Below are 25542 nucleotides of genomic sequence, written 5' to 3'. Positions count from 1 at the left end.
ACAAGTCCCGGCCATCACCCAGCTCATCATCAGCTGCCAGGACGCCATCACGTCGCGCCGCCGCCTCGCCCCCACTGACAGGGAATGCCTGATGTTCAACACCATGACCCGCAACGCCCGCCAGCTTGCCCGCGAGGTGGGCCGCGAAGCCCATGACCTGCTGGAGCGCGGCCTCGATCGTCAGCTGCGTCTTGCCGTCACCGGTCTGTCCGGTGCCGGCAAGACGGCCTTTCTCGTCTCGCTGATCGAGCAGCTGCGCCACGCAGGACTCGGCGCGCGTCTGGAGCTGTTGCCTGCCGCCCGCGATGGCCGTCTGCTCGGGGCAGAGCGTGTCAGTCAGCCGGATCTTTCCATCCCGCGCTTTCCGCTGGAAGCCGGCTTGCGCTCGCTTTCCGGCCAGCATTCGCCCCATGGCCCCGAATGGCCGACGCCGACCCGCAGCATCAGCGAGCTGCGTCTCAAGATCGGCTTTCGCCCCACCTCACGCGCCGCGCGCATGCTCGACAGCCAGCGCGCCACCCTGACACTGGACCTGATCGATTATCCCGGCGAATGGCTGCTGGACCTGCCGATGCTGGAGCAGGACTTCACCGCCTGGAGCAGCGAATGCGAGACGCAGCTGGCCGATGGGCGCGGCGACTGGGCGCATGACTGGATGGGCGCCATCGCGGGCCTGACGCCGGACAGCGAAGTGGATGAAGACCGCCTCGCCGAGATCGCGAGCCTGTATACCGACTATCTGCACGCCGCACGCCGCAAGGGGGGCTTCGTCGACCTGACACCGGGCCGTTTCCTGCTGCCGGGCGAGCTGGATGAGGCACCGGTGCTGCAATTCTTCCCGCTGCCGGGGCTTGGCGACTGGACAGCCGATGCGCTGGCAGCCTTGCCGGAAACCAGCCTGTACCGCATCCTGGCGCGGCGCTTCGATCACTATCGCCGCCGCGTGGTACGTCCCTTCTATCACGACCACTTCCGGCGCTTTGACCGCCAGATCGTGCTGATCGACGTGCTGGGTGCGCTGAATGCCGGCCCGGCACCCTTCCGCGACCTGAGCCGCGCGCTGGACAAGCTGTTCGACAGCTTCGCCTATGGCCGCCGTCACCTGCTGGCGCGCCTGATGGACCGTCGCATCGACCGCCTGGCCATCGCCGCCACCAAGGCCGACCACGTCACCCCCGAGCAGCATGGCGCGATGCGCGACCTGCTAGAGCAGCTGCTGGCGGGCCCGCTCAAACGCCTGCGCTATCGCGACGTGCCGCTCAAGGCCTTCACCATCGCCGCCATCCGCGCCAGCGAGGCGCGTGAAGTGGTCGAGAATGGTCAGCGTCATCCGGCGCTGGCGGGACACCTGCTCGGTGAGCACGAAGGGTCGAGCGACTCAGGCACGCAGGGCGCTGGCCGCGAGTCCGTGCTGCTGTTCCCGGGCGAGGTGCCCTCACGGCTGCCCGACCCGAATTTCTGGGCCGAGAGCCGCTTCGACTTCCCCCACTTCGCGCCGCCGCAGGTCGACGGCAAGGCACCACCTCACATTCGCATGGACGCGGTGCTCGACTGGCTGCTGGGAGACCACCTGAAATGACCACCGAATCCCGCCACCCGCGCCCGGGCAAACGCTTCACGAGTCCCGGTTCTGCCGACTCGGCGCAGGCCGATGCCGCCTCGACGGCTTACGCCGAGCGCCCCACCGAGAGCGCGGCAGAGGCCCTGCGCGGCGCGCGCCACTTCTCGCCGGAGATGGAAAGCCAGCCACTGGCCGCGGCCGAACCGGAGCCCGCCACGCCGGGACTCGATGCAACGCTGAGCGCCAGGCCACGCCATCGTGGCCTCAAATGGCTGCTGCTCGGCACCCTGACACTCGGTGGTGTCGAGGCCGGCCATGCGCTGTATCAGGCGGCCATGGGCGGTGACCTGATCGCCGGGGCCTGGGGCCTGCTGGGGCTTGGTGCCATCGGGCTCGGCGCCCGCGCACTGGGCAAGGAGCTCTTCCGACTGCGTCATCTGCGCAAGCACGTCGCGCTGCGTGCCGAGCTGGAAGAACATCAGCAGGATGATTTTGGCCAGGAGAGCTTTGGTCAAGGAGGCTTTGGCCAGAAAAGCTTTGGCCAGCGCGGTGATGCGCCGTCCACGCCTGACGAGGGCTCGAACAAGGCAGGCGGCAAGGCCGACAGCCAGCAGGAAGACCTGCTTGAGCAGCTGCGCCGTCAGATGAAGCTGGGCGAGGATGATGCCGGCGTGCGCGCCTGGCGCGCTGCCTGCGAAGCGCATCACTCCCCGTCGGAGCGCCGCGAGCTGTTCGCCTTCCATGTGCTGGGGCCGCGGGACCGTGAGGCGCGGCGTCTGATCTCGCGCATGAGCGGCGAGACGGCGGTGATGGTGGCGGTCTCGCCATTGACCTGGGTCGACATGAGCCTGGTGGCCTGGCGCGGACTGCGCATGATGGAGCGCCTGTCGCGCCTCTACGGACTGGAGCTGGGCTACGCCAGCCGTCTGCGCCTGTTCAAGGAGGTGCTGGCGTCGATGGCCTTCGCCGGCGCCAGTGAACTGGCCGCCGAGGCCAGCATGGATCTGCTGTCGATGAATCTGGCCGGCCGCCTCTCCACCAAGGCCGGACAGGGGCTGGGCAGTGGCCTGATGAACGCACGCCTGGGCCTGCGTGCCATGCGCCTGCTGCGCCCCATCCCCTTCCATGCCGAGGAGGTACCGCGCATCGGCGAGCTGCGCGCGGAGCTGTTCTCGCGCATGCGCAAGGCCGACAAGGGCGAGGACGACGCCAACGCCTGAGCGCATCGCAGGCTGATCCTTGTCACTCTCTTGAAAGCAGAACGCGCGCCCCGAGTCATCGGGGCGCGCGTTTTCGTGAGTCATCTCACCGCCAACAGCCTCAGCCTTCGCTGGCGATCCCCGCTTCCAGCCATTTCATCACGCGCAGTGCCTCGTCGGCGGGCGTCGGGTTGGCACTGCCGGAACGGATGCAGTCGCGCAGCCGCGCATACCAGGCCGGGTAGTCGCCATCGCGGCCCTGGTGGATACCGGCGACCAGCACCTGCTCCCCATCGCCGGCCTCCCTTGCCGTCTCCAGCACCGTGAGCATGCCCGGGCGCGGGTCGCGCCCCCATTGCTGCGCGAGCCGCTCGGCCTCGTCACGGGCCGGGAAGCTGCCGGCCTTGAGACATGCCTCCTGAGGATCGAGACCGAACGTCACGTAACTGCCGCGCGTGCCGTGGACGGCGAAACGTGCCGTCGGTGCGGCCGCCAAGGCACTGGCGTGCAGCTCGACCACCAGCGAGGGATAGATGGCATGTGAGGCATAGCTCAATACGGCATGGAAGAAATCATCGGTGACGGCTCCCTCGCGCTGGGTGCGACGTGTCAGCTGGATGCTGGCAGGCTCGCCGAACAGGCACAGCGCCTGATCCAGAAGGTGTGGCCCGAGGTCGTACCACAGGCCGCTGCCGGGCAGGGCCTGCTCACGCCAGCGGTCCGGCACGCTGGGGCGGAAGCGGTCGAAATGGGACTCCATGTGGGCGATGCGCCCCAGGGTACCGCCCTCGATCAGCTCGACCAGCGTCAGAAAATCGGCATCGAAGCGACGATTGTGGAACACCGCCAGCACCCGCTCTGCCTGCTCCGCCTCTCGGGCCAGCGCCTCACCCTCGGCCAGCGTGACGGTGAAGGGCTTGTCGACTACCACATGCTTGCCGGCCGCCAGCGCCGCACTCGCCAGGGGGTAGTGGGTCTCGTTGGGCGTGGCGATGATGACGAGATCGATGTCCTGACGCGCCAGCAGTGCCTCGGGAGTGGCTTCCACCTCGAGCTCGGGACGTTCGGCCTTGACCACCTCGGGACGCGAGGTCGAGAGCGCGACCAGCGCCAGGCCTTGCGTCGCCTCGATCAGTGGCGCATGGAAGGTACGTACCGCCATGCCATAACCGATCAGGCCGACGCGAATGGCGTTGCCTTGTGTCTGGGAGGGCGCGGCATCGGAATTCATCGTGGCGCTCATCGGACGTCCTTGTCTTTCATGCTGTCGTGGAGACCGAGAGCCGTGGGCTCTCGGGTGTTGTAGCGCCATCCTAGCAGGCTGCACGTCACGGCATAGCCCCGGCATGCGCCTTTAATACCGCAGTATTTATAAGCTAAGACTCATGTAGGTGTGTCGGCGCTCACATCAGTCATGCGCGGCTTGCGAGTGCCGGCCTCGCATGCGTGTGATCGGCTCTGTCCACTCCCCCCATCACATCTCTCATGACCTGACCTCCTGTCAGGCTCCCGACGGCAGGACCACTTGAAGTTCACTCCGGCCGACCGCAGGAAAGACGGTATCCCGCCGAGTCATCGCTTGAGGATCGCTCTCTCGAGATGATGGCTCGGCCTGCTGCATTCGTTCCCCCGAACAAGGAGTCGCCAACATGCGCAAGACGCTCATCATCGGTGCCAATGGCAAGATCGGTCGTCAACTCTGCGAGAAGGCCCAGGCCGCCGGCGAACCCATCGTCGCCATGATCCGCTCGACGGACCAGCAGGGCTGGTTCCATGAACGCGGCATTCCGACCGTCATGGGAGACCTGGAAGGCGAGATGCGCCAGGCGTTCTATGGCTGTGACCAGGCAGTGTTCGTCGCGGGGTCCGGCCCGCATACCGGCCCTGACAAGACATTGACCATCGACCTGCACGGTGCCATGCGCACTGCGGAACTGGCCGCGGAATTCGGCCTCTCGCGGGTGATCCAGGTCAGCTCGATCCGCTCCGAGACCCCGCTGGCAGGCCCGGCGGCCATGCGTCCCTACTTCGCGGCCAAGAAGGCGGCGGATCTCTGCCTGGCCGAGAGCGGACTGCGCCACGTCATCGTCAAACCGGGCCGCCTCACCGAGGAAGCCGGCAACGGCAAGCTGACCCAGGACGCGGAGAAGTCCGACGAGATGCAGGTCTCACGCGCCAACGTGGCGGAATTCCTGCTGGGCGTGATGCAGGCGCGCGAGATCGGAGGTCGCCATCGCAAGGCACCGGTCTTCACGCTGTTCGATGGTGATCAATCGGTCTCCAGCCTGCTGCAGGACGCTGCTGCCACGGTCTGAAGCCGCATCTGGCGCAAGCGACGCACCGCCACCGGCGGCGTCATCGCCACTCGTTCGGCCAGCTGCCGACGCCCGCACGCAGCCCGTGCGGGCGTCGGAGTCTCTGGCCGCTTTCCCCCCATGCGTCATGTCCGTATAGTGAGCCACTGACCCCGCCAACAGAACTTCCGAAATGCTGCAGAACAATTCGCTGCTGGCGCAGCTGAAAGATCAAATCCGCCAGGAAATTCCCCGTGTCACGGGGGTGATCAAAGGCACCGACAAGGGCTTCGGCTTCCTCGAGTGCGAGGATGGCGAGTCGTATTTCGTGCCGCCGCCCGCCATGAAGCAGGTGCTGCACGGTGATACCGTCGAAGCGACCGTCAAGGTCGAAGGCGAGAAGAAATCCGTACAGCCGGAAGTGCTGATCGAGACGGGTGTCGACCGCTTCGTCGCTCGTGTCGGCAAGCGTGACGGTCGCCTCAACGTGATGCCGGATCACCCGTCCATCAACACGCGCATGAAAGCGCGCGTGAAGCGCGGCATCAATGAGGAAAGCCTCAATGATGGCGACTGGGTCGTGGCTCGTCTGCTGCGTCACCCGATGCGCAAGGATGACCGCAGCTTCTTCGCCCAGATCGAGGAAGTCATCGCCGAGGTGGACAACCCGCGCGTGCCGTGGCGTGTCACCCTGGCGCGTCACGCGCTGGAACAGGCCTCTCCGGAGGGCGGCAACGACTGGCCGCTGCTGGAGGAAGGTCTGACCCGCGAAGACATGACTCACGTACCCTTCTTCACCATCGATGGTGAGAAGACTCGTGACATGGATGACGCCCTGCACATCGTCGAGCGCCCGGAAGGCGGCTGGACCCTGAGCATCGCCATCGCTGACCCGACCGCCTATGTGCCGGAAGGCAGCCGCGTGGACGAAGAGGCGCGCACGCGCTCCTTCACCGTCTACCTGCCGAGCCAGAACGTCACCATGCTGCCGGAAATCCTGGCCGATGACCTGTGCTCGCTGAAGGAAGGTGAAGACCGTCCGACGCTGATGTGCATCGTCGACATCGACACCGACGGCGTGATCGGTGAGCCGAAGTTCTTCGCAGCCACCATGCGCTCGCATCACCGCCTGACCTACGACAACGTCTCTGACTGGATCGAAGGCCAGGAAGGCAGCTGGAAGCCGGAAACCGAGGAGCTGGCCGAAGGCCTGCGTCAGCTGGAAGCCTTCACTCAGGCGCGTATCGCCTGGCGTGCACGCAACTCCCAGATCTTCCGCGAGCGTCCGGACTTCGAATTCGAGCTGGATGAGGAAGGCAACGTGCTCAACGTGCGTGCCGACCATCGCCGCATCAGCAATCGCATGATCGAAGAATCCATGATCACCGCGAACCTGAGCTGCGCCCGTCTGCTCTCCAAGCACATCGGTCACGGCATCTTCAACGTGCACCAGGGCTTTGCACCGGAGAAGTACGACGACACCATCGAATTCCTGGCCACCCAGGAGATCACCGCGACGCCGGAACAGCTGGGCAGCCTGGAAGGCTATCGCCTGCTGCGCCAGGAGCTGGACAGCCGCGAGGATACCTGGCTGGACGTGCGCATGCGTCGCTTCCAGGGCTACACCGTGATGTCTGCCCAGCCGGGCCCGCATTTCGGTCTGGGTCTCGAGGCCTATGCCACCTGGACTTCGCCGATCCGCAAGTACGGCGACATGGTCAACCATCGCCTGATCAAGCGCGTGATTCTGGGTCAGGATGCTCCGGCCGAAGCCACCGAGCAGCTGACCGAACACCTCAGTGAACGTCGTCGTCTCAACCGCATGGCTGAGCGCGACGTCAAGGACTGGCTCTACGTGCGTTACCTGACCAAGGCCGCCGAAGAGCAGCAGATCTTCACTGGCGAGATCATCGATATCCGCCGCGGTGGCATGCGTGTGCGCCTGGAAGAGAATGGCGCCAGCGTCTTCATTCCGGCACCGCTGATCCACACTGATCGCAAGAAGGTCGCGATCGATGACAAGGAAGGCCGTGTGCGCATCGAAGACGAGCTGCGTTACTCATTGGGCGACATCATCAAGGTCTCCTTGACCGAAGCCCGTGAAGAACGTCGTTCACTGGTGGGTCGTCCGGCCGAATAAGCCGCGACCTGCTCACCGCCGTCTGACAGGATGGCGGTACCCCACGCCCCGGAGCGCTCTGCGCCCGGGGCGTTTTCGTTGCTGCAACGCAACGTATTCAAAGCGTGATCGCATCGTGATAAATTGTAATTTTATGAAACAGAAAATCACGTTACACTCATTTCATCGAGACACGAGGCATCCACACTCCTCGCGCCAACGTTGATTGAGTCAAGTACCGAGTCAGTCATTGCCATCTGTCCATGCTGCCACTTGCCGTGAGAGGACCTCCCATGAAATTCCATCGCTCGCCTGCTGCCTCACAGCGTCATGCTGCAGAACACGCCGCCATCGTGCGCCAGCCGGCCATGGTCCTGGCACGTGTTACCGATCAGCCGTCAGATGGCCACTCGCGTGACGCGGTCACGCCACAGCGACAGCGTGAGATCCAGCAGGAGGCGATGGAGCATGTGGCCATGCTGCTGGAGCGGGACCGCCGCCGGACACGCAATCGCCTGCTGCTCGCAGCCGGCATGCTGCTGAGCCTCGTGTTGCTCGCCAGTCAACGTCCCGCCGAGCCCGAAGCCGCCTTCTCCCAAGAGCTGGGCCAGACGATGTCCTTCCTGTCCGCTCAATCATTCTCATGAGTCCTGAGGCATTCCCAGGCGTAGTCCGCGTCTGAGAAGGCCTCGGGAATCCATCCGCGTATCCCCCTGAATTCCTGTAGTGCACGCAACTTTCCCATCCGACTGCCCGGGTGGGATTTTTTTTGCCATGGCATGGCCAGGTGTCCCGTCGCTTCTCCCTTTTTCACTCTCTCCCTTGATCACTTTCTTCCAGTATCACGTCCTTCCCGCATCACTCCCCTGAATCACTCCCCCCGCATCACGTTCTGTCTGCACCGCGGCTCACCAACGCCGCAACCGTGTTGTGCCCGCGAGCGCATTCGCTGCTGGGCCAGCATGACGCCTCCTCGGCTGGCATCGCACAAAATCCTCCGGCCGCTGTCACATGGGTCACGCCATCCGTGGCGTAGGGTTGGCGTCTCACTCTTGAGTGCAGGGGGTAGCCAGCGACCGGAAAGCAGAGCCAGTTGCGCAACATGACTTCCGCGTTCCCAAAAGCCTACTTGAAGCCCACCCCTCTCCCCCCCAGATCAATAGCAGACTCAGACTGGGCACAAGAATTGACCTTTCGGCGCTGTCTGCCAGAAAACACAACGGAATCAAATAGATGCTCCACGTTGCAGACATGACGATGTTTCATGCGCCGTCCAGCGGCGGCGTGAGAACCTATCTGGAAGCCAAGCGACGACGCCTACGAAGCCGACCAGGCATTCGTCACAGCCTGCTGGTTCCCGGAGAGTCCTCCAGTGTCAGCGATGACCTCTATCACGTCCCGGCCCCCCCGATACCCTTCGGCAATGGCTACCGCTTCCCGCTGAGGCGTGGAGGCTGGGTCAGCACCCTGCTGGCACTGCAGCCGGACGTGATCGAGGCGGGTGACCCCTACGTCACCGCCTGGGCGGCATTGGATGCAGGCCGCAAGCTGGATGTCCCGGTGATCGGCTTCTATCACTCGGATCTGCCACGTCTGATCACCAACCGTCTCGGCGAGTGGTCGGGGGCCAATGTCGATCGCTATGTGCAGCGCCTCTATCGCCATTTCGATCGCGTGCTGGCACCCAGTGACGTGATGGCGAGGCGACTGGATCGACTCGGGGTACGCAATGTCCACATCCAGCCACTGGGCGTCGATCTGAACACCTTCCACCCCGATTGCCGGGATCAGGACCTGCGACGTGAACTTGGCCTGGCGGATCACGTGCGACTGCTGGCCTTCGCCGGCCGCGGTTCACGCGAGAAGAATCTCGACGAGCTGCTGGAAGTCGCCCGTCTGCTTGGCCCGAATTACCATCTGCTGTTGATCGGCTCCGGGATGCCTCGCCACCTGCCGGACAATGTCAGTGTCACCGGCCATTTCTGCAGCAGCGCGGAGGTGGCACGACTGGTCGCCTCCGTCGATGTGCTGTTGCATGCCGGCACACAGGAGACCTTCGGTCTGGTCGTGCTGGAAGCCATGGCCTGCGGCACGCCAGTGGTGGCCGCTCGCGCCGGTGCGCTGGCGGAAAATGTTCCGCTGGGCTGTGGCCAACTGTGTGATCCTCATGCACCGCATGCCATGGCGCGTGCCGTTCAGGACATCTTCGCCAATGACCCGGCGGCCCTGGGTCGCCAGGCGCGTCGTCATGTGGAGAAGCACCATGACTGGGACCGCGTGGTGGATGGACTGCTCGATCACTATCGCGCCGTCACCGGCACTCAGCTGCAACCGATACTGGAAGAGGTGACACATGGGTGAGTCTCCAGCCGCCAGAAAGCATTTCCTGCTGGTCCTCCACGACATCGCTCCCGAGACCTGGCAGGACTATCGCGATTTCGTCGATCAGATGGATGAGCTGTGTCAGGAGCGACTTGGCCATCCCTGCCCGATCACCTGGCTGGTGGTGCCGGACTTCCACCATCGCAACCCTCTCGAGAACGCTCCCGAGTTCATCGCCCTGCTGGAGGCCCGCAGACAGCAGGGCGATGAACTGGCGCTGCATGGTTTTCATCATTGCGATGATGCGCCGCCGCCCCGCACGCCACGCGATTACGTGATGCGCCGCGTACTGACCTGGGAAGGCGAGTTCTACCCCCTCGATGAGAGCGAAGCCAGACGGCGTCTTCAGGAAGGCGCTGCCCTGTTCAAGCGGCTCGGCTGGCCGCTGTCGGGCTTCGTGGCACCGGCCTGGTTGATGAGTGACGGCACACGGCGCGCCCTGCAGGCACTGGACTTCCAATACACCAGCGACCCTCAGCACCTCTATCGCCTGCCGGACTTCACCCCCATCGATGCTCCGGGACTGGTGTGGAGCGCGCGCTCCGCGCCGCGGCGCGCCATGTCCCGCTGGGTCACGGAACGCAAGATGGCGCGTGAGCGTGACGCCGATGTCCTGCGCCTCGGACTGCATCCGGTCGACATGCGCCACACGGGCTCGCGAGACTACTGGGCACGACTTGTCACACGGTTGCTGGATGATGGCTACCTGCCGATGACCAAGCTCGATTGGCTGACACACAAGGGGCTGCTCACCGCCGATCGACGGAATGCCGACAGTGCTGCCTGAGTTCCCGCAGCATGCCCTGGGCACCATGCCCTTCCACCCATCGCCTGAACACGAGAATCCACCATGAATCGCGCCCTGTGGATGCTGGGAGCCGGCCTGGTGCTGGTCATCGCCGTGCCGCTGGTGCTGGGCGGCAGTGGGCTGGGGAGCCAGCTGCGCCAGTTCCCCCTCGAGACCTTCGCGCTGATGCTGGGCATGATCGTGATGTGCTGGAACCTGAATGCCGGACGCCTGCGCCTGCTGCTGGCCGGGCGTGGCGGCCACCTCGGACAGCGGCGTGCACTGGGCATGGTGATGGCCACCGAGTTCGCCATCAGCGCCACGCCGGGTGGCAGTGGCGGCCCGCTCACCCTGATGGGGCTGCTGGCACGTCAGGGGGTACGCCCGGCACACGCCTCGGCGGTGTTTGCCGTCGACCAGATGACCGACATGCTGTTCTTTCTCTCGGCGCTCGCCAGCATCGGGCTCTACGCACTGTCGCATACCATCGATCTACGCCTGGGCTGGATGCTGGCCGTGCCGGCGCTGCTGCTGATCATCGGCTTCGGCCTGCTGGCGGCGCTCGGCAAGCATCATCGACGATTGATCAAGGCCAGTGGCCGCCTGCTGCGCTGGCTCAAGGTACGCCATCGTTCGCGCCTCAGACTGGCGCGTGCCTTGATCCATTTCCGTCATGCACTGATCGAGACGCTCGCCCTGCCTCGCCTGACGTTGAGCCTGATCTTTCTGCTGTGCTGCGCCCATTGGCTCTTGCGCTATTCCATCCTCTATCTGGCCGTCGCGGGACTTGGGCGCGACATCGACTGGAGCTGGACCTTCATCGTGCAGATGCTCTCGCTCGCCGCCGGGCAACTGACGCTGCTGCCCGGTGGTGCAGGCGGTGCCGAACTCTCGTCCACGGCACTGCTGGGGCCTGTCATCGGTGCCTCCACCGCCGCTGCCGCCGTCGTCATCTGGCGCGCCGTCACCTTCTATTTCTACCTGATCGCCGGTGCCCCGGTGTTCTTCGTGATGGCGGGACGCGGCATGCTGGCCCGCCTGCTCAATCGTCGCTCGCCCTCGGCCTGACCCCCAGCGACCCACCTCTGCCGGACAGCTCCAGCGCATCATCATTCATTTCCATTGCTCATCGCCATTTGGATAAGTGTTTGTTATGGTAATGATTCGATGTTGAACGTCCATACAATAACCACATCCAAGGTGATCCCACATGTCCGGCTCCCCTCATTTCCTGACTCACCGCTCACTCACGCGTCTTGGCGTGATGGGCGCATTGCTTGTGACCACGGCCTCCACTGCCCTCGCCGATGACGCGACGCTGCGCAGCATCGACCCCGGCCATGGCACCGACAAGGTCGTCGTGGCTCACCGTGGTGCCTCGGGCTACCTGCCCGAGCACACGCTGGCCGCCAAGTCGATGGCCTATGCCCAGGGTGCCGACTTCCTTGAGCAGGACGTGGTGATGAGCAAGGATGATCAGCTGGTGGTGCTGCATGATCGCTTTCTGGATCGCGTGACCAATGTCGCCGATGTCTTCCCGGACCGCGCTCGTGAGGATGGCCGCTACTATGCCATCGACTTCACCCTGGATGAGCTGCGCAAGCTGGCCTTCAGCGAGGGCTTCACCGTCAAGGATGGCAAGCGTGTCACGGACTACCCCGAGCGCTTCCCGCTGGGCAAGTCCCACTTCGGTCTGCATACGCTGAGCGAGGAGATCGAGATGATCCAGGGCCTGAATCACTCCACGGGCCGTGATGTCGGCCTGTATGTCGAGATCAAGGCCCCCTGGTTCCATCAGTCCGAGGGCAAGGAAATCTCCAGAGCCGTCCTCGAGACGCTCAAGCAGTACGGCTATTTGGACCATGACGACAATGCCATCGTGCAGGTCTTTGATCCCAATGGACTCGAACGCATCCACGACACGCTGCAGCCCGAGCTGGGCATGGACCTGCGACTGGTGCAGCTGATGGGCGAGACCAGTTGGGACATGACCTTCCAGCCGGGCTCGGATGGCAAGCTCGAGCCCTACAGCTATGACTGGATGTACCAGGATGGGGCCATGCAGCGGATTGCCGGCTATGCCGATGGCATCGGGCCGTGGAAGCCGATGGTGATCGAGGACAGCTCGACCCGGGACGACATCAAGGTCACGCCGCTGGTCAAGGAAGCGCATGCAGCAGGCCTGATCGTGATGCCCTATACCTTCCGGCTTGATGAGGGTCGCATCCCTGACTGGGCCAGCGATTATGATGACATGCTGCGCGTGTTCTTCGTCGACGCCGATGTCGATGGCGTCTTCACGGACTACCCGGACCGCGCGGTACAGTGGCTCAAGCACAACGGCGAAGCCCTGTAGAACTCACGGCAGGACGGCTTGCAGAAAAGCGAGCGGTGACACATGAAAAAGCCGGACTCCTCAGGGAGTCCGGCTTTTTTCGTCCTGCGCAATGTCAGAAACGGATGTCAGTGTCTGATGTCAGCGCTCGTGTCAGTGTCGTCCAGACTGGGAGGATCAGCGCTGAAACATGGCGTCTTCACGTCTCATTGCCCCGCTGCCTCGGCCGCCAGACCCTTGAGCAGTCCACCGATCTTGTCCAGCGGCAGCTTGCAGTCACCCAGGTCATGACGATTGGCCAGATACTGCGGATCATTCCACTCGATCACGCTGCCCCCTTCCACGGCACGGATCAGCATCTTCTGCGGGAGATCCAGCGCAGCCGAACCATTGCACTGCATCAACAGGGTACCGACCTTGGGGTTGCCGAAGATGACGGTATGCGTGGCAGGAAGCTCCATCCCCACCTTCTCGGCACCCGCCTCATGCTCGATGACGCTGAACAGCGTCAGCCCCTTGGCCTCGAGCGCCTTCTCCAGACGCGCCTGGACGGTGGCGACATCCTCACGACTGGTCACGGACTCGATGCCCTTGGCAGGCACCTGCATGCTCGCCGAGGCTTCAGGAGCGGACGCTGCCGCGGCGCCGGAATCTGCACTGGCCATCAGCGGAATGCCGGTAACCAACGGCAGAGACAGCAGCGCCAGCAGGCGGGCGGAACGCGTGACAGCGGGGAAGGTCTTGAGCATGGAACATCCTTATCAGTGAGTCGTGTTTCGCCGTGGGGCATCTGCACGTGTCGCTTGGTCAGGTGCCAATGAACCTCATCAGATTAGCAATTGCTTGATCCAAACGCACCTGCCGTCTGGGGTGGCGAAGGCGATGTGATGCGCATTTGCATGAGCTATCGCTCCCGACAATGACTCCCTCACCGAATGACAGACATGAAAAAAGGGCAGACCCGGTGGGTCTGCCCTTTCGGTGACATGCAATCAGCGTTGCCGCCGAGCGCTGTCAGGAGATCACAGGCTTACCAGCCAGTGACTTCCTTGATGGCATCGCCGATCTCTGCGAGTGAACGCACAGTCTTGACGCCAGCTTCTTCCAGAGCCGCGAACTTCTCGTCGGCAGTACCCTTGCCGCCGGAGATGATGGCGCCTGCATGGCCCATGCGCTTGCCCGGAGGCGCAGTCACACCAGCGATGTAGGAGACGACCGGCTTGGTGACGTTCGCCTTGATGTAGGCAGCCGCTTCTTCTTCAGCGGAACCGCCGATCTCGCCGATCATGACGATGGCTTCGGTCTTCGGGTCCTTCTCGAACAGCTCGAGGATGTCGATGAAGTTGGAACCCGGGATCGGGTCGCCACCGATACCGACACAGCTGGACTGACCGAAACCGTGGTCAGTGGTCTGCTTGACGGCTTCATAGGTCAGGGTGCCTGAACGAGACACGATACCGACCTTGCCCGGCTGGTGGATGTGACCCGGCATGATGCCGATCTTGCACTCACCCGGAGTGATGACACCCGGGCAGTTCGGACCGATCAGACGCGCGCCCAGCTCGTCGCACTTGACCTTGACTTCCAGCATGTCGAGAGTCGGCACGCCTTCGGTGATGCAGACGATCAGCTTGATGCCTGCATTGGCCGCTTCAAGGATGGAATCCTTGCAGAACGGTGCCGGCACGTAGATGACGGACGCTTCAGCGCCAGTCTCGGCAACGGCTTCCGCGACGGTGTTGAACACCGGCAGGCCCAGGTGAGTCTGACCACCCTTGCCCGGCGTCACGCCACCGACCATCTTGGTGCCGTAGGCGATGGCTTGTTCAGAGTGGAAGGTACCCTGGCCGCCAGTGAAGCCCTGGCAGATCACCTTGGTGTTCTTGTCGATCAAAATGCTCATTACTTGCCCTCCGCAGCTTTGACAACCTGCTGCGCCGCGTCAGTCAGGCTGGTAGCAGCGATGATGTTCAGACCGCTTTCGGCCAGCTTCTTGGCGCCGAGTTCAGCGTTGTTGCCTTCCAGACGCACCACGACCGGTACGTTGACACCGACCTGCTCGACGGCACCGATGATGCCTTCGGCGATCATGTCGCAACGCACGATGCCGCCGAAGATGTTCACCAGAACAGCCTTGACGTTGTCGTCGGACAGGATGATCTTGAACGCTTCTGCAACGCGTTCCTTTGTAGCACCGCCACCCACGTCGAGGAAGTTGGCCGGCTTGCCGCCAGACAGGTTGACGATGTCCATGGTGCCCATCGCCAGGCCTGCGCCGTTGACCATGCAGCCGATGTTGCCGTCGAGGGCAACGTAGTTCAGTTCGAACTTGGCAGCATGCGCTTCACGCTCGTCTTCCTGAGACGGATCGTGCATCGCCTGCAGGTCCGGGTGACGGTAGACGGCGTTGGCATCGATGTTGATCTTGCCGTCGAGGCAGTGGAGGTTGCCTTCGTCGGTGATGACCAGCGGGTTGATTTCCAGCAGCGCGAAATCCTTGTCGGCGAACATCTTCGCCAGACCCAGGAAGATCTTGGTGAACTGCTTGATCTGGGTCGGGTTCAGACCCAGCTTGAAGGCCAGTTCACGCGCCTGGTACGGCTGAGCGCCGACCAGCGGATCGATCTCGGCTTTCAGGATCTTTTCCGGTGTCTCTTCGGCAACCTTCTCGATTTCCACGCCGCCTTCGGTGGAAGCCATGAAGACGATGCGACGAGTGGTACGGTCGACGACGGCACCCAGGTACAGTTCTTCGGCGATGTCGGTGCAGTTCTCGACGAGAATCTTGGTGACCGGCTGACCATTCGCGTCAGTCTGGTAGGTCACCAGGTTCTTGCCCAGCCACTGGGAAGCGAAGTCGGAAGCGGCTTGTGCGCTCTCGACCAGCTTGACGCCGCCGGCCTTGCCGCGGCCACCTGCGTGGACCTGTGCCTTGACGACCCACTTGTCGCCGCCAATCTTCTTGCACGCTTCAGCAGCGTCTTCCGGGGTGTCAACGGCGAAGCCCTTGGACACCGGCAGGCCATAGTCGGCAAACAGTTGTTTTGCCTGATACTCGTGAAGGTTCATCGTGTCATGCCATTGGTTGCATTAGACTCGAACGGCAGTCGCGAGATGCGGCTGCCACCGTTCGCCCCGGCCTGGCCGGGGCGACGCGCCTCTTGTTCGGAAGGACGCTTACTTGCGCTTCTTGCGGTTTGCGATGTGAATCGCATGCCCGTCAACGGCCAGCGCGGCTTCGTGTACGGCTTCCGACAGTGTCGGGTGAGCCGTGCAGATCAGCGCGAGGTCTTCGGCGCTGGCGCCGAACTCGAGGGCCGTCACGCCTTGAGCGATCAGCTCACCGGCATGCTGGCCGATGATGTGAACACCCAGGACGCGATCAGTCTCAGCGTCGGCAATGATCTTGGCCAGACCTTCAGTGGCATTGTTGGCCATGGCACGACCGCTTGCCGCGAACGGGAAGCTGCCGGTCTTGACTTCAATGCCTTCGGCCTTGGCCTGCTGCTCGGTCTTGCCGACCCAAGCAACTTCCGGGAAGGTGTAGATGATGCTCGGGATGGCGTCGTAGTTCATCTCGGCCTTGTGGCCGGCGATGATGTCGGCAACCATCACGCCCTCTTCGGAGGCCTTGTGGGCCAGCATCGGGCCACGTACCACGTCACCGATGGCGTAGACACCCGGCACGCTGGTCGCGCACTGGTCATCGACGTGGATGAAGCCACGCTCGTCCAGATTGATGCCGACATCGCTGTCGAGCAGGCTCTGGGTGTACGGACGACGGCCGACCGCGACGATGACCTTGTCGAAGGTCTGTTCCTGCTCGCCGTTGGCGTCGGTGTACTTGACGACGACTTCGCTGTCCTTGATGTCGGAACCGGTCACGCGGGCGCCGAGCTTGATGTCCAGACCCTGCTTCTTGAGCAGCTTCTGGGCTTCCTTGGCGACAGCGGCATCGACCATCGGCAGGAAGCTGTCGACCGCTTCCAGCACGGTGACTTCAGAACCGCAACGGCTCCACACGCTACCCAGCTCGAGACCGATGACACCGGCACCGATGACGCCCAGACGCTTCGGCGTCTCGGTGAATTCGAGGGCGCCGGTGGAATCGACGATCAAACCTTCGGTCAGCGGCGTCGGCGGAATCTCGACCGGCACGGAACCGGACGCGATGACGATGTTCTCGGCGTCGTAGGTCGCCTTCTCGCCGTCGTGACCGGTGACTTCGACCTGCTTGTTGGGCAGTACCTTGCCGGTACCTTCCAGGGCGGTCACGCCATTGGCCTTGAACAGACCGGAAATGCCGCCGGTCAGGTTCTTCACGATCTGCGCCTTGCGCTCGATCATCTTGGCCACGTCGATCTCGACGCCATCGGCCTTGATGCCCAGCTCGGCGAACTCGTCACGTGCCTCGACGAACTTGTGAGAGGTTTCCAGCAGCGCCTTGGACGGGATGCAGCCGACGTTCAGGCAGGTGCCGCCGTGGACGGTCTTGCCTTCCTTGTTGACCCACTTCTCGACGCAGGCAGTCTTCAGACCCAGCTGAGCCGCGCGGATGGCAGCCACATAGCCACCGGGGCCCGCGCCAATGACGATTACATCAAATTTATCGGCCATGTCTCTTCCTGTTGGTGCAGTTCGATTCGGATTGGCATCCCGATGGGCAACCTGTCACCCATCGGGGCCGCACACGCCCGGGGAAGCCCCGGGCGTGAGGCGTTGCAGTCTCAGACGTCGAGCAGGAAACGAGCCGGATCTTCCAGCAGGTCCTTGATGGCGACGAGGAACTGGACTGCATCCTTGCCGTCGATCATGCGGTGGTCGTAGGACAGCGCCAGATACATCATCGGACGGATGACGACCTGACCGTTCACGGCCATCGGGCGCTCCTGGATCTTGTGCATGCCCAGGATGGCGGTCTGCGGCGGATTCAGGATCGGCGTGGACATCAGGGAACCGAAGATGCCGCCGTTGGTGATGGTGAAGGTGCCGCCCTGCATCTCATCGATGCCCAGCTTGCCGGCGCGCGCGCGCTGACCGAAGTCGACGATGGTCTTTTCGACATCGGCAAGCTTCATGCTGTCGGTATCACGCAGGACCGGCACGACCAGACCACGATCGGACGACACGGCAACGCCGATGTCCTGGTAACCGTGGTAGACGATGTCGGTGCCGTCGATGGAGGCATTGACGTCCGGGAAGCGCTTGAGCGCTTCGGTGGCCGCCTTGACGAAGAAGCCCATGAAGCCGAGCTTGGTGTCGTGCACCTTCTGGAAGGTGTCCTTGTACTGCTTGCGCAGCTCCATCACCGCACTCATGTCCACTTCGTTGTACGTGGTGAGCATGGCGGCGGTCTGCTGGGCATTGACCAGGCGCTTGGCGATGGTCTGACGCATGCGGCTCATCGGCACGCGCTTCTCGGGACGCTCGCCCTCGAAGGCCGGAGCGGCCTTCGGTGCAGCGGCCTTCGGTGCGGCAGCAGGCTTGGCAGCGGACTTGGCTGCGGTGCCTTCCTTGACGGCCTTGGCCACGTCTTCCTTCAGCACGCGACCGCCCTTGCCGGTACCGACCAGCTTGCTGACGTCCAGATCGTGCTCGGCGACCATCTTGCGAGCGGCTGGCGCGAGAATCTTGTCACCGACCTTCTCGTCCTGACCTTCGTCGGACTTGCTGTCGCTTTCCTCAGCGGCCGGAGCAGCGGCACCGGAAGCACCAGCGCTGAACAGTGCCAGCACGGCTTCGGTCTCGCAGGTCTCGCCTTCCTGAACCTTGATCTCGCTCAGGGCGCCATCTGCCGGAGCCACGACTTCCAGCACGACCTTGTCAGTCTCGATCTCGACGATCAGCTCATCGCGCTCACAGGCGTCACCGACCTTCTTGTGCCAGGTGGCGACAGTGCCTTCCGCGACGGATTCCGGGAAGCTCGGCGCCTTGACTTCCAGCGTCTCGCCTTCGCCACCGGCGGCCGGCTTGCTCTCGGCCTTGGCGTCGTCCTTGCCTTCAGCGGGCGCCTGCTTCTTCTCGTCGGAAGATGCGGCGTCTGCGTCACCGATGGTACCCAGTACCTGCTCGGACTCGCAGGTCTCGCCTTCCTGGACCTTGATCTCGCCCAGGGTGCCGTTCTGCGGTGCCACCACTTCCAGCACCACCTTGTCAGTCTCGATCTCGACGATCAGCTCGTCGCGCTCGACGCTGTCACCGGGCTGCTTGTGCCAGGTCGCCACTGTGCCTTCGGCGACGGATTCCGGAAAAGACGGCGCTTTGATATCGATAGCCATTGGAGTTCCTTAACTCGATTCTCTCTCGGTGCCCTTGCGGGTCGCGGGCCTTTACTTGTTGAAGGCGTCGTCGACCAGCTGGCGCTGCTGTTCGTTATGAACGGACATGTAGCCCGCGGCAGGCGCCGCAGAGGCCGGGCGTCCGGCGAAGGCCAGGCTCATGCCGAGGCCCTGACGATGCTGATCAGCGACCTGACGCATGTGGTGCTGACTCTGATACCAGGCACCCTGGTTGAGCGGCTCTTCCTGGCACCACATCACCTGCTCGAGATTCTCGTAGTCGGCGATGGCGGCCTGGAGCTCTTCCTTCGGGAAGGGATAGAGCTGCTCGACACGGATGATGGCAACGTCTTCACGGCCCTGCTCGGCGCGATAGCCTGCCAGGTCGTAATAGACCTTGCCGGCACACAGCACGACGCGCTTGACCTTGGAAGCTTCAAGATTGCCCTTGTCGGCCAGCACCATCTCGAAGCGGCCATCGGCCAGCTCGTCGAGGGTGGAAGTCGCTTCCTTGTGACGCAGCAGTGACTTGGGCGACAACACGACCAGCGGCTTGCGCAGCGAGCGGATGACCTGACGACGCAGCAGATGATAGATCTGCGCCGGCGTGGTCGGCATGCACACCTGCATGTTGTGCTCGGCACACAGCTGGAGATAGCGCTCGAGGCGCGCGGAGCTGTGCTCCGGCCCCTGACCTTCGTAACCGTGCGGCAGCAGCATGGTCAGACCGCACAGGCGGCCCCACTTGCTCTCGCCGGAGGAGATGAACTGGTCCATCACCACCTGGGCACCGTTGGCGAAGTCACCGAACTGGGCTTCCCACACCACCAATGCCGTCGGCATGGTCGTGGCGTAGCCGTATTCGAAGGCCAGCACCGCTTCCTCGGAGAGGTAGGAGTCATGGATGGTGAAGGTTGCCTGACCATCCTTGATGTGCTGCAGCGGCACGTAGGTATTGCCATCATTCTGGTTGTGCACCACCGCGTGACGGTGGGAGAAGGTGCCACGACCCACGTCCTGGCCAGTGATGCGTACCGGATGGTCGGCATCCACCAGGGTGGCGTAGGCCAGCGTCTCGGCGAAGCCCCAGTTCAGCGGCATGCCGCCGGCGGCCATCTTGCGACGGTCTTCGTAGATCTTGTTGACCTGACGCTGGACCGAGACGCCGTCCGGCACTTCGCACATCTTGTTGGCGAGCGCCTGCAGCTGCTTCATGTCCATCGAGGTATCGGCATCGCCGGTCCACTCGTGGCCCAGGTACGGCGTCCAATCGACGAACAGACCGGTATTCGGCTGCTTCACGAGGGCATTGGCGACGTGATTGCCGGCATCGAGATCCGCGCGGTACTGATCCACCAGCTGCCGGGTCTCTTCCTCGCTGAGCACGCCTTCCTCGACCAGACGCTGCGCATACTTCTCGCGAGCGGTCTTCTGGGACTTGATCTTGGCGTACATCAGCGGCTGGGTGCCGGACGGCTCGTCCGCCTCGTTGTGACCGCGCTTGCGGTAGCACACGAGGTCGATCACCACGTCACGCTTGAACTGCTGGCGATAGTCGATGGCGACCTGGGCGGCGTGCAGCACGGCGTCCGGGTCGTCACCATTGACGTGGATGATCGGCGCCTGAACCATCTTGGCGATGTCGGTGCAGTATTCGGTGGAACGCGCGTCATCGGCACGCGAGGTGGTGAAGCCCACCTGGTTGTTGATGACGACGTGAACGGTACCACCCGTCTTGTAGGCACGGGTCTGCGACATCTGGAAGGTTTCCATCACCACGCCCTGACCGGCGAATGCCGCGTCACCGTGGATGGAAATCGGCAGTACGCTGTCACCCTCGGCGTCTTCACGACGATCCTGACGGGCACGCACCGAGCCCTCGACCACCGGAGAGACGATCTCCAGGTGCGACGGGTTGAACGCCAGTGCCAGGTGGACTTCGCCGCCCGGTGTCATGACATTCGAGCTGAAGCCCTGGTGGTACTTCACGTCACCGGAGCCCTTGGCGATCTGCTTCTTGCCGTCGAATTCCTCGATCAGCTCGGACGGGCTCTTGCCCAGCAGATTGACCAGCAGGTTGAGGCGGCCACGGTGGGCCATGCCGATCACGACTTCCTTGGTACCGTACTTGCCGCTGCGCTGGATCAGCTCATCCATCATCGGGATGAAGGATTCGCCGCCTTCCAGACCAAAGCGCTTGGTCCCCGGGTACTTGCTGGCGAGGTAGCTCTCGAGACCTTCGGCGGCGGTCAGACGTTCCAGCACGTGATGGCGGACATCGCGTGAGAAGTTCGGCTTGGAACGCACGGACTCGAAACGCTGCTGCAGCCAGCGCTTCTCTTCCGTATTGACGATGTGCATGAACTCGGCGCCGATGCTGCGGCAGTAGGTCTGCTCCAGCGCGGCGTGAATTTCCTTCAGCGGTGCAACGTCCTTGCCGAGGAACAGCGAGCCGGTCTGGAACTCGACGTCCATGTCAGCGGAGGACAGCTGGTGGAAGGAAAGCTCAAGATCAGGAATCGGTGCCGGCTTGCGCAGACCAAGGGGATCGATGTCCGCCTTCTGGTGGCCACGGAAGCGATAGGCGTTGATCAGCTGAAGAACACGAACCTGCTTCTTGTTCTCGCTGCTCTCGCCCGCCGAGACAGCCACCGAGCGGCGACTGTTGCGACCCATCTCGTAGAACTGCTCACGGATCGGGGTCAGCGGAACATCCTGGGAGGGGCTGCCGTCATGACGCGGCAGAGTATCAAAGTAGTTGCGCCACTCGTCGGGAACCTCGTTCGGGTCGACAAGATAACGCTCGTAGAGATCTTCTACGTAGTGGACATTCCCGCCGCTCATATGGGAAGTGCGCCACATCAACTCCATTGTGCCTTCTTGCATCTCTCGGTCACCCTGACTGATGGGGTGGGGTAGGCGCCGGACAAGCGCTGTCGGCGTCACTCGATTATGCCCTGTATGGCGAAACCATGGAGGTCTTCACCATCTGAGTCTTCTTTTATCGTCAAAAGCCGGTGCACAAGGCACCGGCTCCAGCAAGCTGTGCGCTGCGACAAGGTGTGACACCCTGCCGCAGCTGACGTGCAATCATAACAAGCTAGCGCTCGGCTTTTAAGTGGCGTTTGCCAGCAAAAGCTCACGAATCTTGCCGATGGCACGTGTCGGGTTCAGACCTTTCGGGCAAACCGCGACACAATTCATGATTCCGCGACAGCGGAATACGGAGAACGGGTCGTCCAGTTCGCTCAGACGCTCCTTGGTGGCCGTGTCACGCGAGTCGGCCAGGAAGCGATAGGCCTGCAGCAGACCACTCGGACCGACGAACTTGTCCGGGTTCCACCAGAAGGACGGGCAGGCCGTCGAGCAGCAGGCACACAGGATGCATTCATAGAGACCGTCGAGCTTGTCGCGGTCTTCCGGCGACTGCAGACGCTCGATGGCCGGGGCCGGCGTGTCGTTGAGCAGGTACGGCTGGATGCGCTCGTACTGCTTGTAGAACAGGCTCATGTCGACGACCAGGTCACGCACGACCGGCAGGCCCGGCAACGGACGCAGCACCAGCTTGTTGTCCTTGACGACTTCGGACAGCGCGGTGACACAGGTCAGGCCGTTCTTGCCGTTCATGTTCATGCCGTCGGAACCACAGACACCTTCGCGGCAGCTGCGACGATAGGCCAGCGAGCTGTCCTGTTCCTTGAGCATTTCCATCACGTTCAACACCATCAGGTCACGGCCCTGGGTGTCGACCTGAAACTCCTGCATGTACGGCGCAGTATCGGTTTCAGGGTTGTAGCGGTATATGGATACCTGAAGCATGGTTTCCCCTCCGGGCAAACGGGTCAGGTGCGTGCGATGCCCTGCACGCACCTGGATCACGGCGAACTCAAGCGAGCGTGAACTCGAGCGAGTGCGAACTGGTGCTTGTCAGACTCAGTAGGTACGAATCTTCGGCTCGAAACGCTCGACGGTCTTCGGCGCGAAGTTCACGTCACGCTTGCCGACACGCTTCTCGTTCGGGAAGAACAGAGAGTGCTTGAGCCAGTTCTCGTCATCACGATCCGGGAAGTCGTAACGGGAGTGGGCACCACGGCTTTCCTTGCGGGTCAGGGCCGCAATGGCGGTGGCTTCCGCCACTTCCATCAGGTTGTCCAGCTCAAGGGCTTCGATACGCGCGGTATTGAAGACCTGGGACTTGTCAGCCAGACCCGCCTTGGCGATACGCTCACGCAGCTCGGACAGCTGCTTGACGCCTTCTTCCATCTTGTCTTCCTGACGGAAGACGCCGAAGGAGTTCTGCATGATCTGCTGCAGTTCGCGCTTGAGTTCCGGCACGGACTCGCCGCTTTCGGACTCGTTCCAGCGATTCAGACGCACCAGGGCAGAATCGATGTCGCTCTGGGTCGGCTCGAGGTACTCGATGCCTTCGTTGAGCGCGCTCTCGATGTACTTGCCTGCCGCGCGGCCGAAGACAACCAGATCCAGCAGCGAGTTGCCGCCCAGACGGTTGGCACCGTGAACGGAGACGCAGGCCACTTCACCCACGGCATAGAGGCCGTTGACGATGCGGTCGGTGCCGTCTTCGTTCTGCGCGATGGCCTGACCGTGCACGTTGGTGGCGATACCGCCCATCATGTAGTGACAGGTCGGCACGACCGGGATCGGCGCGTTGGTCGGATCGACGTGCGCGAAGGTCTTGGACAGCTCGGAGATACCCGGCAGGCGCTTGTTGAGCACTTCCTCACCGAGGTGATCCAGCTTCAGGAAGACGTGATCGCCATTCTCGCCACAACCACGACCTTCGAGGATCTCCATGACCATGGAGCGCGCGACGACGTCACGACCCGCGAGGTCCTTGGCATTCGGCGCGTAACGCTCCATGAAGCGCTCGCCGTCCTTGTTGACCAGGTAGCCACCTTCACCACGGCAGCCTTCCGTGACCAGCACGCCCGCACCGTGGATACCGGTCGGGTGGAACTGCCACATTTCCATGTCCTGGACCGGCAGGCCGGCACGCAGTGCCATGCCGATACCGTCACCGGTGTTGATCAGGGCATTGGTGGTGGAGGCGTAGATACGGCCCGCACCACCGGTGGCCAGAACGGTGGCCTTGGACTTGACGACGACGGTCTCGCCAGTCTCGATGCACAGGGCAATCACGCCGACGATGTCGCCGTTGGCATTCTTGACCAGATCGATGGCGTACCACTCGTCGAGGAAGACGGTGCCGTTTTTCAGGTTGGCCTGATACAGCGTGTGCAGCAGCGCGTGGCCGGTACGGTCAGCCGCGGCGCACGTACGTGCTGCCTGGCCACCCTTGCCGAAGTCCTTGGACTGGCCACCGAACGGACGCTGATAGATGCGGCCATTGTCGAAGCGAGAGAACGGCAGACCCATGTGCTCCAGCTCGAAGACCGCCTTCGGGCCTTCGGTACACATGTATTCAGCCGCGTCCTGGTCAGCGATGTAATCGCCGCCCTTGACGGTGTCATACATGTGCCAGCGCCAATCGTCGTTCGGATCAGCAGAGGCGATGGCACAGGTGATACCGCCCTGGGCAGAGACAGTGTGCGAGCGGGTCGGGAAGACCTTGGACAGCACGGCAGTCTTCTTGCCGGACTGGGACAGTTCGAGACCGGCACGCAGGCCAGCGCCGCCGCCGCCGATGATGATCGCGTCGAATGTCAGGCTACGCATGGTGGACATGTATCAGGCTCCCCACAGGACTTGAACGCCCCAGACCAAGAAGATGAACAACGCAAGGATGACGAAGACCTGGAAACCGAAGCGCAGCGCGGTCGGCTTCATGTAATCGGTCGCCACGGTCCACAGACCGATCCAGGCGTGTGCGGCAATCGCGATGAATGCCATCAGAGAGAAGATGCGCATTGCCGTGTTCTCGAACAGACCACTCCAGGTGGCGTAATCGAGGTTCGGGTGCAGCAGGAGATAGCCGACCATGAACACGGAATAGGCTGCCAGAACCACGGCAGACACACGCTGCAGTACCCAGTCAGACAGACCACTGCGACTGAAATTGGTGATGTTGTTTACCATACCCAGACTCCCGCCAGGACCACGAGAACGGCACTGATCACGACAGTGACCTGCGCCTTGCGATTCGCACTTTCAAGTTCGACACCAATATCCATGTCCATCAGCAGGTGTTTGATACCTGCCACGAAATGGAAACCGAGGGCAGACAGCAGGCCCCAGGCCACGATCTTGGCAAGGAAATTGGTTGCCAGGGTGTCACGCACTGCCTCGAACCCTTCCGGGGAGGACAGCGAGGCATCGAGTGCCCACAACGCGAACACCAGGCCCACGAACAGAATCACGCCGGTAATACGGTGAGTGATTGAAGTAAGGGCAGGGAGAGGGAATTTGATCGTCGTCAGATCGAGATTTACGGGTCGTTTGCTATTCACGGCTCTTACACACTCTCTTGGCCCAACACGGACGCAAGCCCGCAGGGGCGGTGGTTTGAGGAAGGGTCTCGGGCGCAGGCCATCCACGGTACCGAGCCGAATTTCCCGCCAGTCGCGCGACGGAGGATTATAGGGGTTGGCCATTGGCATGACAAATGA

Annotated in this window: 20 protein-coding genes; 9 read left to right on the top strand and 11 right to left on the bottom strand. The window is 62.9% G+C overall.

The window, feature by feature from the left end:
- The first annotated feature begins 91 nt into the window (after positions 1–91).
- Together BOH68_RS02625 and BOH68_RS02620 are read left to right on the top strand one after the other, a co-directional pair.
- A complete protein-coding gene (locus BOH68_RS02625) occupies positions 92–1579 on the top strand; it encodes a YcjX family GTP-binding protein (protein ID WP_258038355.1) in 1488 nt (495 codons plus the stop codon).
- Positions 1576–2781: a TIGR01620 family protein gene (locus tag BOH68_RS02620; RefSeq protein ID WP_103751478.1), complete on the top strand. Its 1206-nt coding sequence runs from the start codon at positions 1576–1578 to the stop codon at positions 2779–2781. The genes BOH68_RS02625 and BOH68_RS02620 overlap by 4 nt, the downstream gene beginning before the upstream one ends.
- 100 nt (positions 2782–2881) lie before the next feature.
- Here the strand turns inward: BOH68_RS02620 and BOH68_RS02615 are convergent, their stop codons facing one another.
- The gene (locus BOH68_RS02615) at positions 2882–4003 is read right to left on the bottom strand and encodes an oxidoreductase (RefSeq protein ID WP_240499595.1); all 1122 of its coding nucleotides are present in this window, start codon (positions 4001–4003) and stop codon (positions 2882–2884) included.
- Positions 4004–4409: 406 nt separating this feature from the next.
- On the opposite strand from BOH68_RS02615, the gene BOH68_RS02610 reads away from it, so the two are divergent.
- From BOH68_RS02610 to glpQ, 7 genes are all read left to right on the top strand, one after another.
- Positions 4410–5075, top strand: a complete 666-nt coding sequence (locus BOH68_RS02610) for an NAD(P)H-binding protein (RefSeq protein ID WP_077379241.1) — start codon at positions 4410–4412, stop codon at positions 5073–5075.
- Between the two features lie 172 nt (positions 5076–5247).
- The gene (locus tag BOH68_RS02605; protein ID WP_077379239.1) at positions 5248–7194 is read left to right on the top strand and encodes an exoribonuclease II; all 1947 of its coding nucleotides are present in this window, start codon (positions 5248–5250) and stop codon (positions 7192–7194) included.
- A gap of 272 nt (positions 7195–7466) precedes the next feature.
- Positions 7467–7820 carry a hypothetical protein gene (locus BOH68_RS02600; protein ID WP_077379237.1) on the top strand — a complete coding sequence of 118 codons (354 nt, stop codon included), beginning with the start codon at positions 7467–7469 and terminating at the stop codon, positions 7818–7820.
- A gap of 604 nt (positions 7821–8424) precedes the next feature.
- Positions 8425–9534 (top strand): glycosyltransferase family 4 protein, encoded by a 1110-nt coding sequence (locus tag BOH68_RS02595; RefSeq protein WP_077379411.1) that lies wholly within the window; start codon positions 8425–8427, stop codon positions 9532–9534.
- On the top strand, positions 9527–10342 hold the full coding sequence (locus BOH68_RS02590) for a DUF2334 domain-containing protein (RefSeq protein WP_077379235.1): 816 nt from the start codon (positions 9527–9529) through the stop codon (positions 10340–10342). Before BOH68_RS02595 ends, BOH68_RS02590 begins: the two co-directional genes overlap by 8 nt.
- 63 nt (positions 10343–10405) lie before the next feature.
- Positions 10406–11410 carry a lysylphosphatidylglycerol synthase transmembrane domain-containing protein gene (locus BOH68_RS02585; RefSeq protein WP_077379233.1) on the top strand — a complete coding sequence of 335 codons (1005 nt, stop codon included), beginning with the start codon at positions 10406–10408 and terminating at the stop codon, positions 11408–11410.
- A 142-nt stretch (positions 11411–11552) separates the two neighbouring features.
- The gene (gene glpQ / locus BOH68_RS02580; protein WP_219815853.1) at positions 11553–12698 is read left to right on the top strand and encodes a glycerophosphodiester phosphodiesterase; all 1146 of its coding nucleotides are present in this window, start codon (positions 11553–11555) and stop codon (positions 12696–12698) included.
- Positions 12699–12883: 185 nt separating this feature from the next.
- Here glpQ and BOH68_RS02575 read toward each other — a convergent pair whose 3' ends face one another.
- The 10 genes from BOH68_RS02575 to sdhC all read right to left on the bottom strand — a co-directional run bounded on the left by BOH68_RS02575 (position 12884) and on the right by sdhC (position 25383).
- Entirely contained in the window at positions 12884–13426 is a 543-nt protein-coding gene (locus tag BOH68_RS02575; protein ID WP_103751477.1) for a DUF302 domain-containing protein, read from the bottom strand.
- A gap of 281 nt (positions 13427–13707) precedes the next feature.
- A complete protein-coding gene (sucD, locus tag BOH68_RS02570) occupies positions 13708–14580 on the bottom strand; it encodes a succinate--CoA ligase subunit alpha (protein ID WP_065392579.1) in 873 nt (290 codons plus the stop codon).
- On the bottom strand, positions 14580–15746 hold the full coding sequence (gene sucC, locus BOH68_RS02565) for an ADP-forming succinate--CoA ligase subunit beta (RefSeq protein ID WP_077379231.1): 1167 nt from the start codon (positions 15744–15746) through the stop codon (positions 14580–14582). Before sucC ends, sucD begins: the two co-directional genes overlap by 1 nt.
- Before the next feature lie 108 nt (positions 15747–15854).
- Entirely contained in the window at positions 15855–17294 is a 1440-nt protein-coding gene (gene lpdA, locus BOH68_RS02560) for a dihydrolipoyl dehydrogenase (protein ID WP_077379229.1), read from the bottom strand.
- 110 nt (positions 17295–17404) lie between these two features.
- Entirely contained in the window at positions 17405–18955 is a 1551-nt protein-coding gene (gene odhB / locus BOH68_RS02555; RefSeq protein WP_077379227.1) for a 2-oxoglutarate dehydrogenase complex dihydrolipoyllysine-residue succinyltransferase, read from the bottom strand.
- A gap of 51 nt (positions 18956–19006) precedes the next feature.
- A complete protein-coding gene (locus BOH68_RS02550; protein ID WP_077379225.1) occupies positions 19007–21841 on the bottom strand; it encodes a 2-oxoglutarate dehydrogenase E1 component in 2835 nt (944 codons plus the stop codon).
- A 228-nt stretch (positions 21842–22069) separates the two neighbouring features.
- On the bottom strand, positions 22070–22774 hold the full coding sequence (locus tag BOH68_RS02545; RefSeq protein ID WP_077379223.1) for a succinate dehydrogenase iron-sulfur subunit: 705 nt from the start codon (positions 22772–22774) through the stop codon (positions 22070–22072).
- A 114-nt stretch (positions 22775–22888) separates the two neighbouring features.
- On the bottom strand, positions 22889–24661 hold the full coding sequence (sdhA, locus tag BOH68_RS02540) for a succinate dehydrogenase flavoprotein subunit (protein WP_077379221.1): 1773 nt from the start codon (positions 24659–24661) through the stop codon (positions 22889–22891).
- Between the two features lie 3 nt (positions 24662–24664).
- A complete protein-coding gene (gene sdhD / locus BOH68_RS02535) occupies positions 24665–25012 on the bottom strand; it encodes a succinate dehydrogenase, hydrophobic membrane anchor protein (RefSeq protein WP_077379219.1) in 348 nt (115 codons plus the stop codon).
- Complete coding sequence (sdhC, locus tag BOH68_RS02530; RefSeq protein WP_043333108.1) at positions 25006–25383, bottom strand: succinate dehydrogenase, cytochrome b556 subunit; 378 nt, start codon at positions 25381–25383, stop codon at positions 25006–25008. Before sdhC ends, sdhD begins: the two co-directional genes overlap by 7 nt.
- Positions 25384–25542: the final 159 nt, after the last annotated feature.

Origin of the sequence: Cobetia sp. MM1IDA2H-1, from assembly GCF_002916775.2 — a bacterium.
Taxonomy (GTDB): Bacteria; Pseudomonadota; Gammaproteobacteria; order Pseudomonadales; family Halomonadaceae; genus Cobetia; species Cobetia marina.
This window is presented reverse-complemented; position numbering and strand designations above follow the sequence as displayed.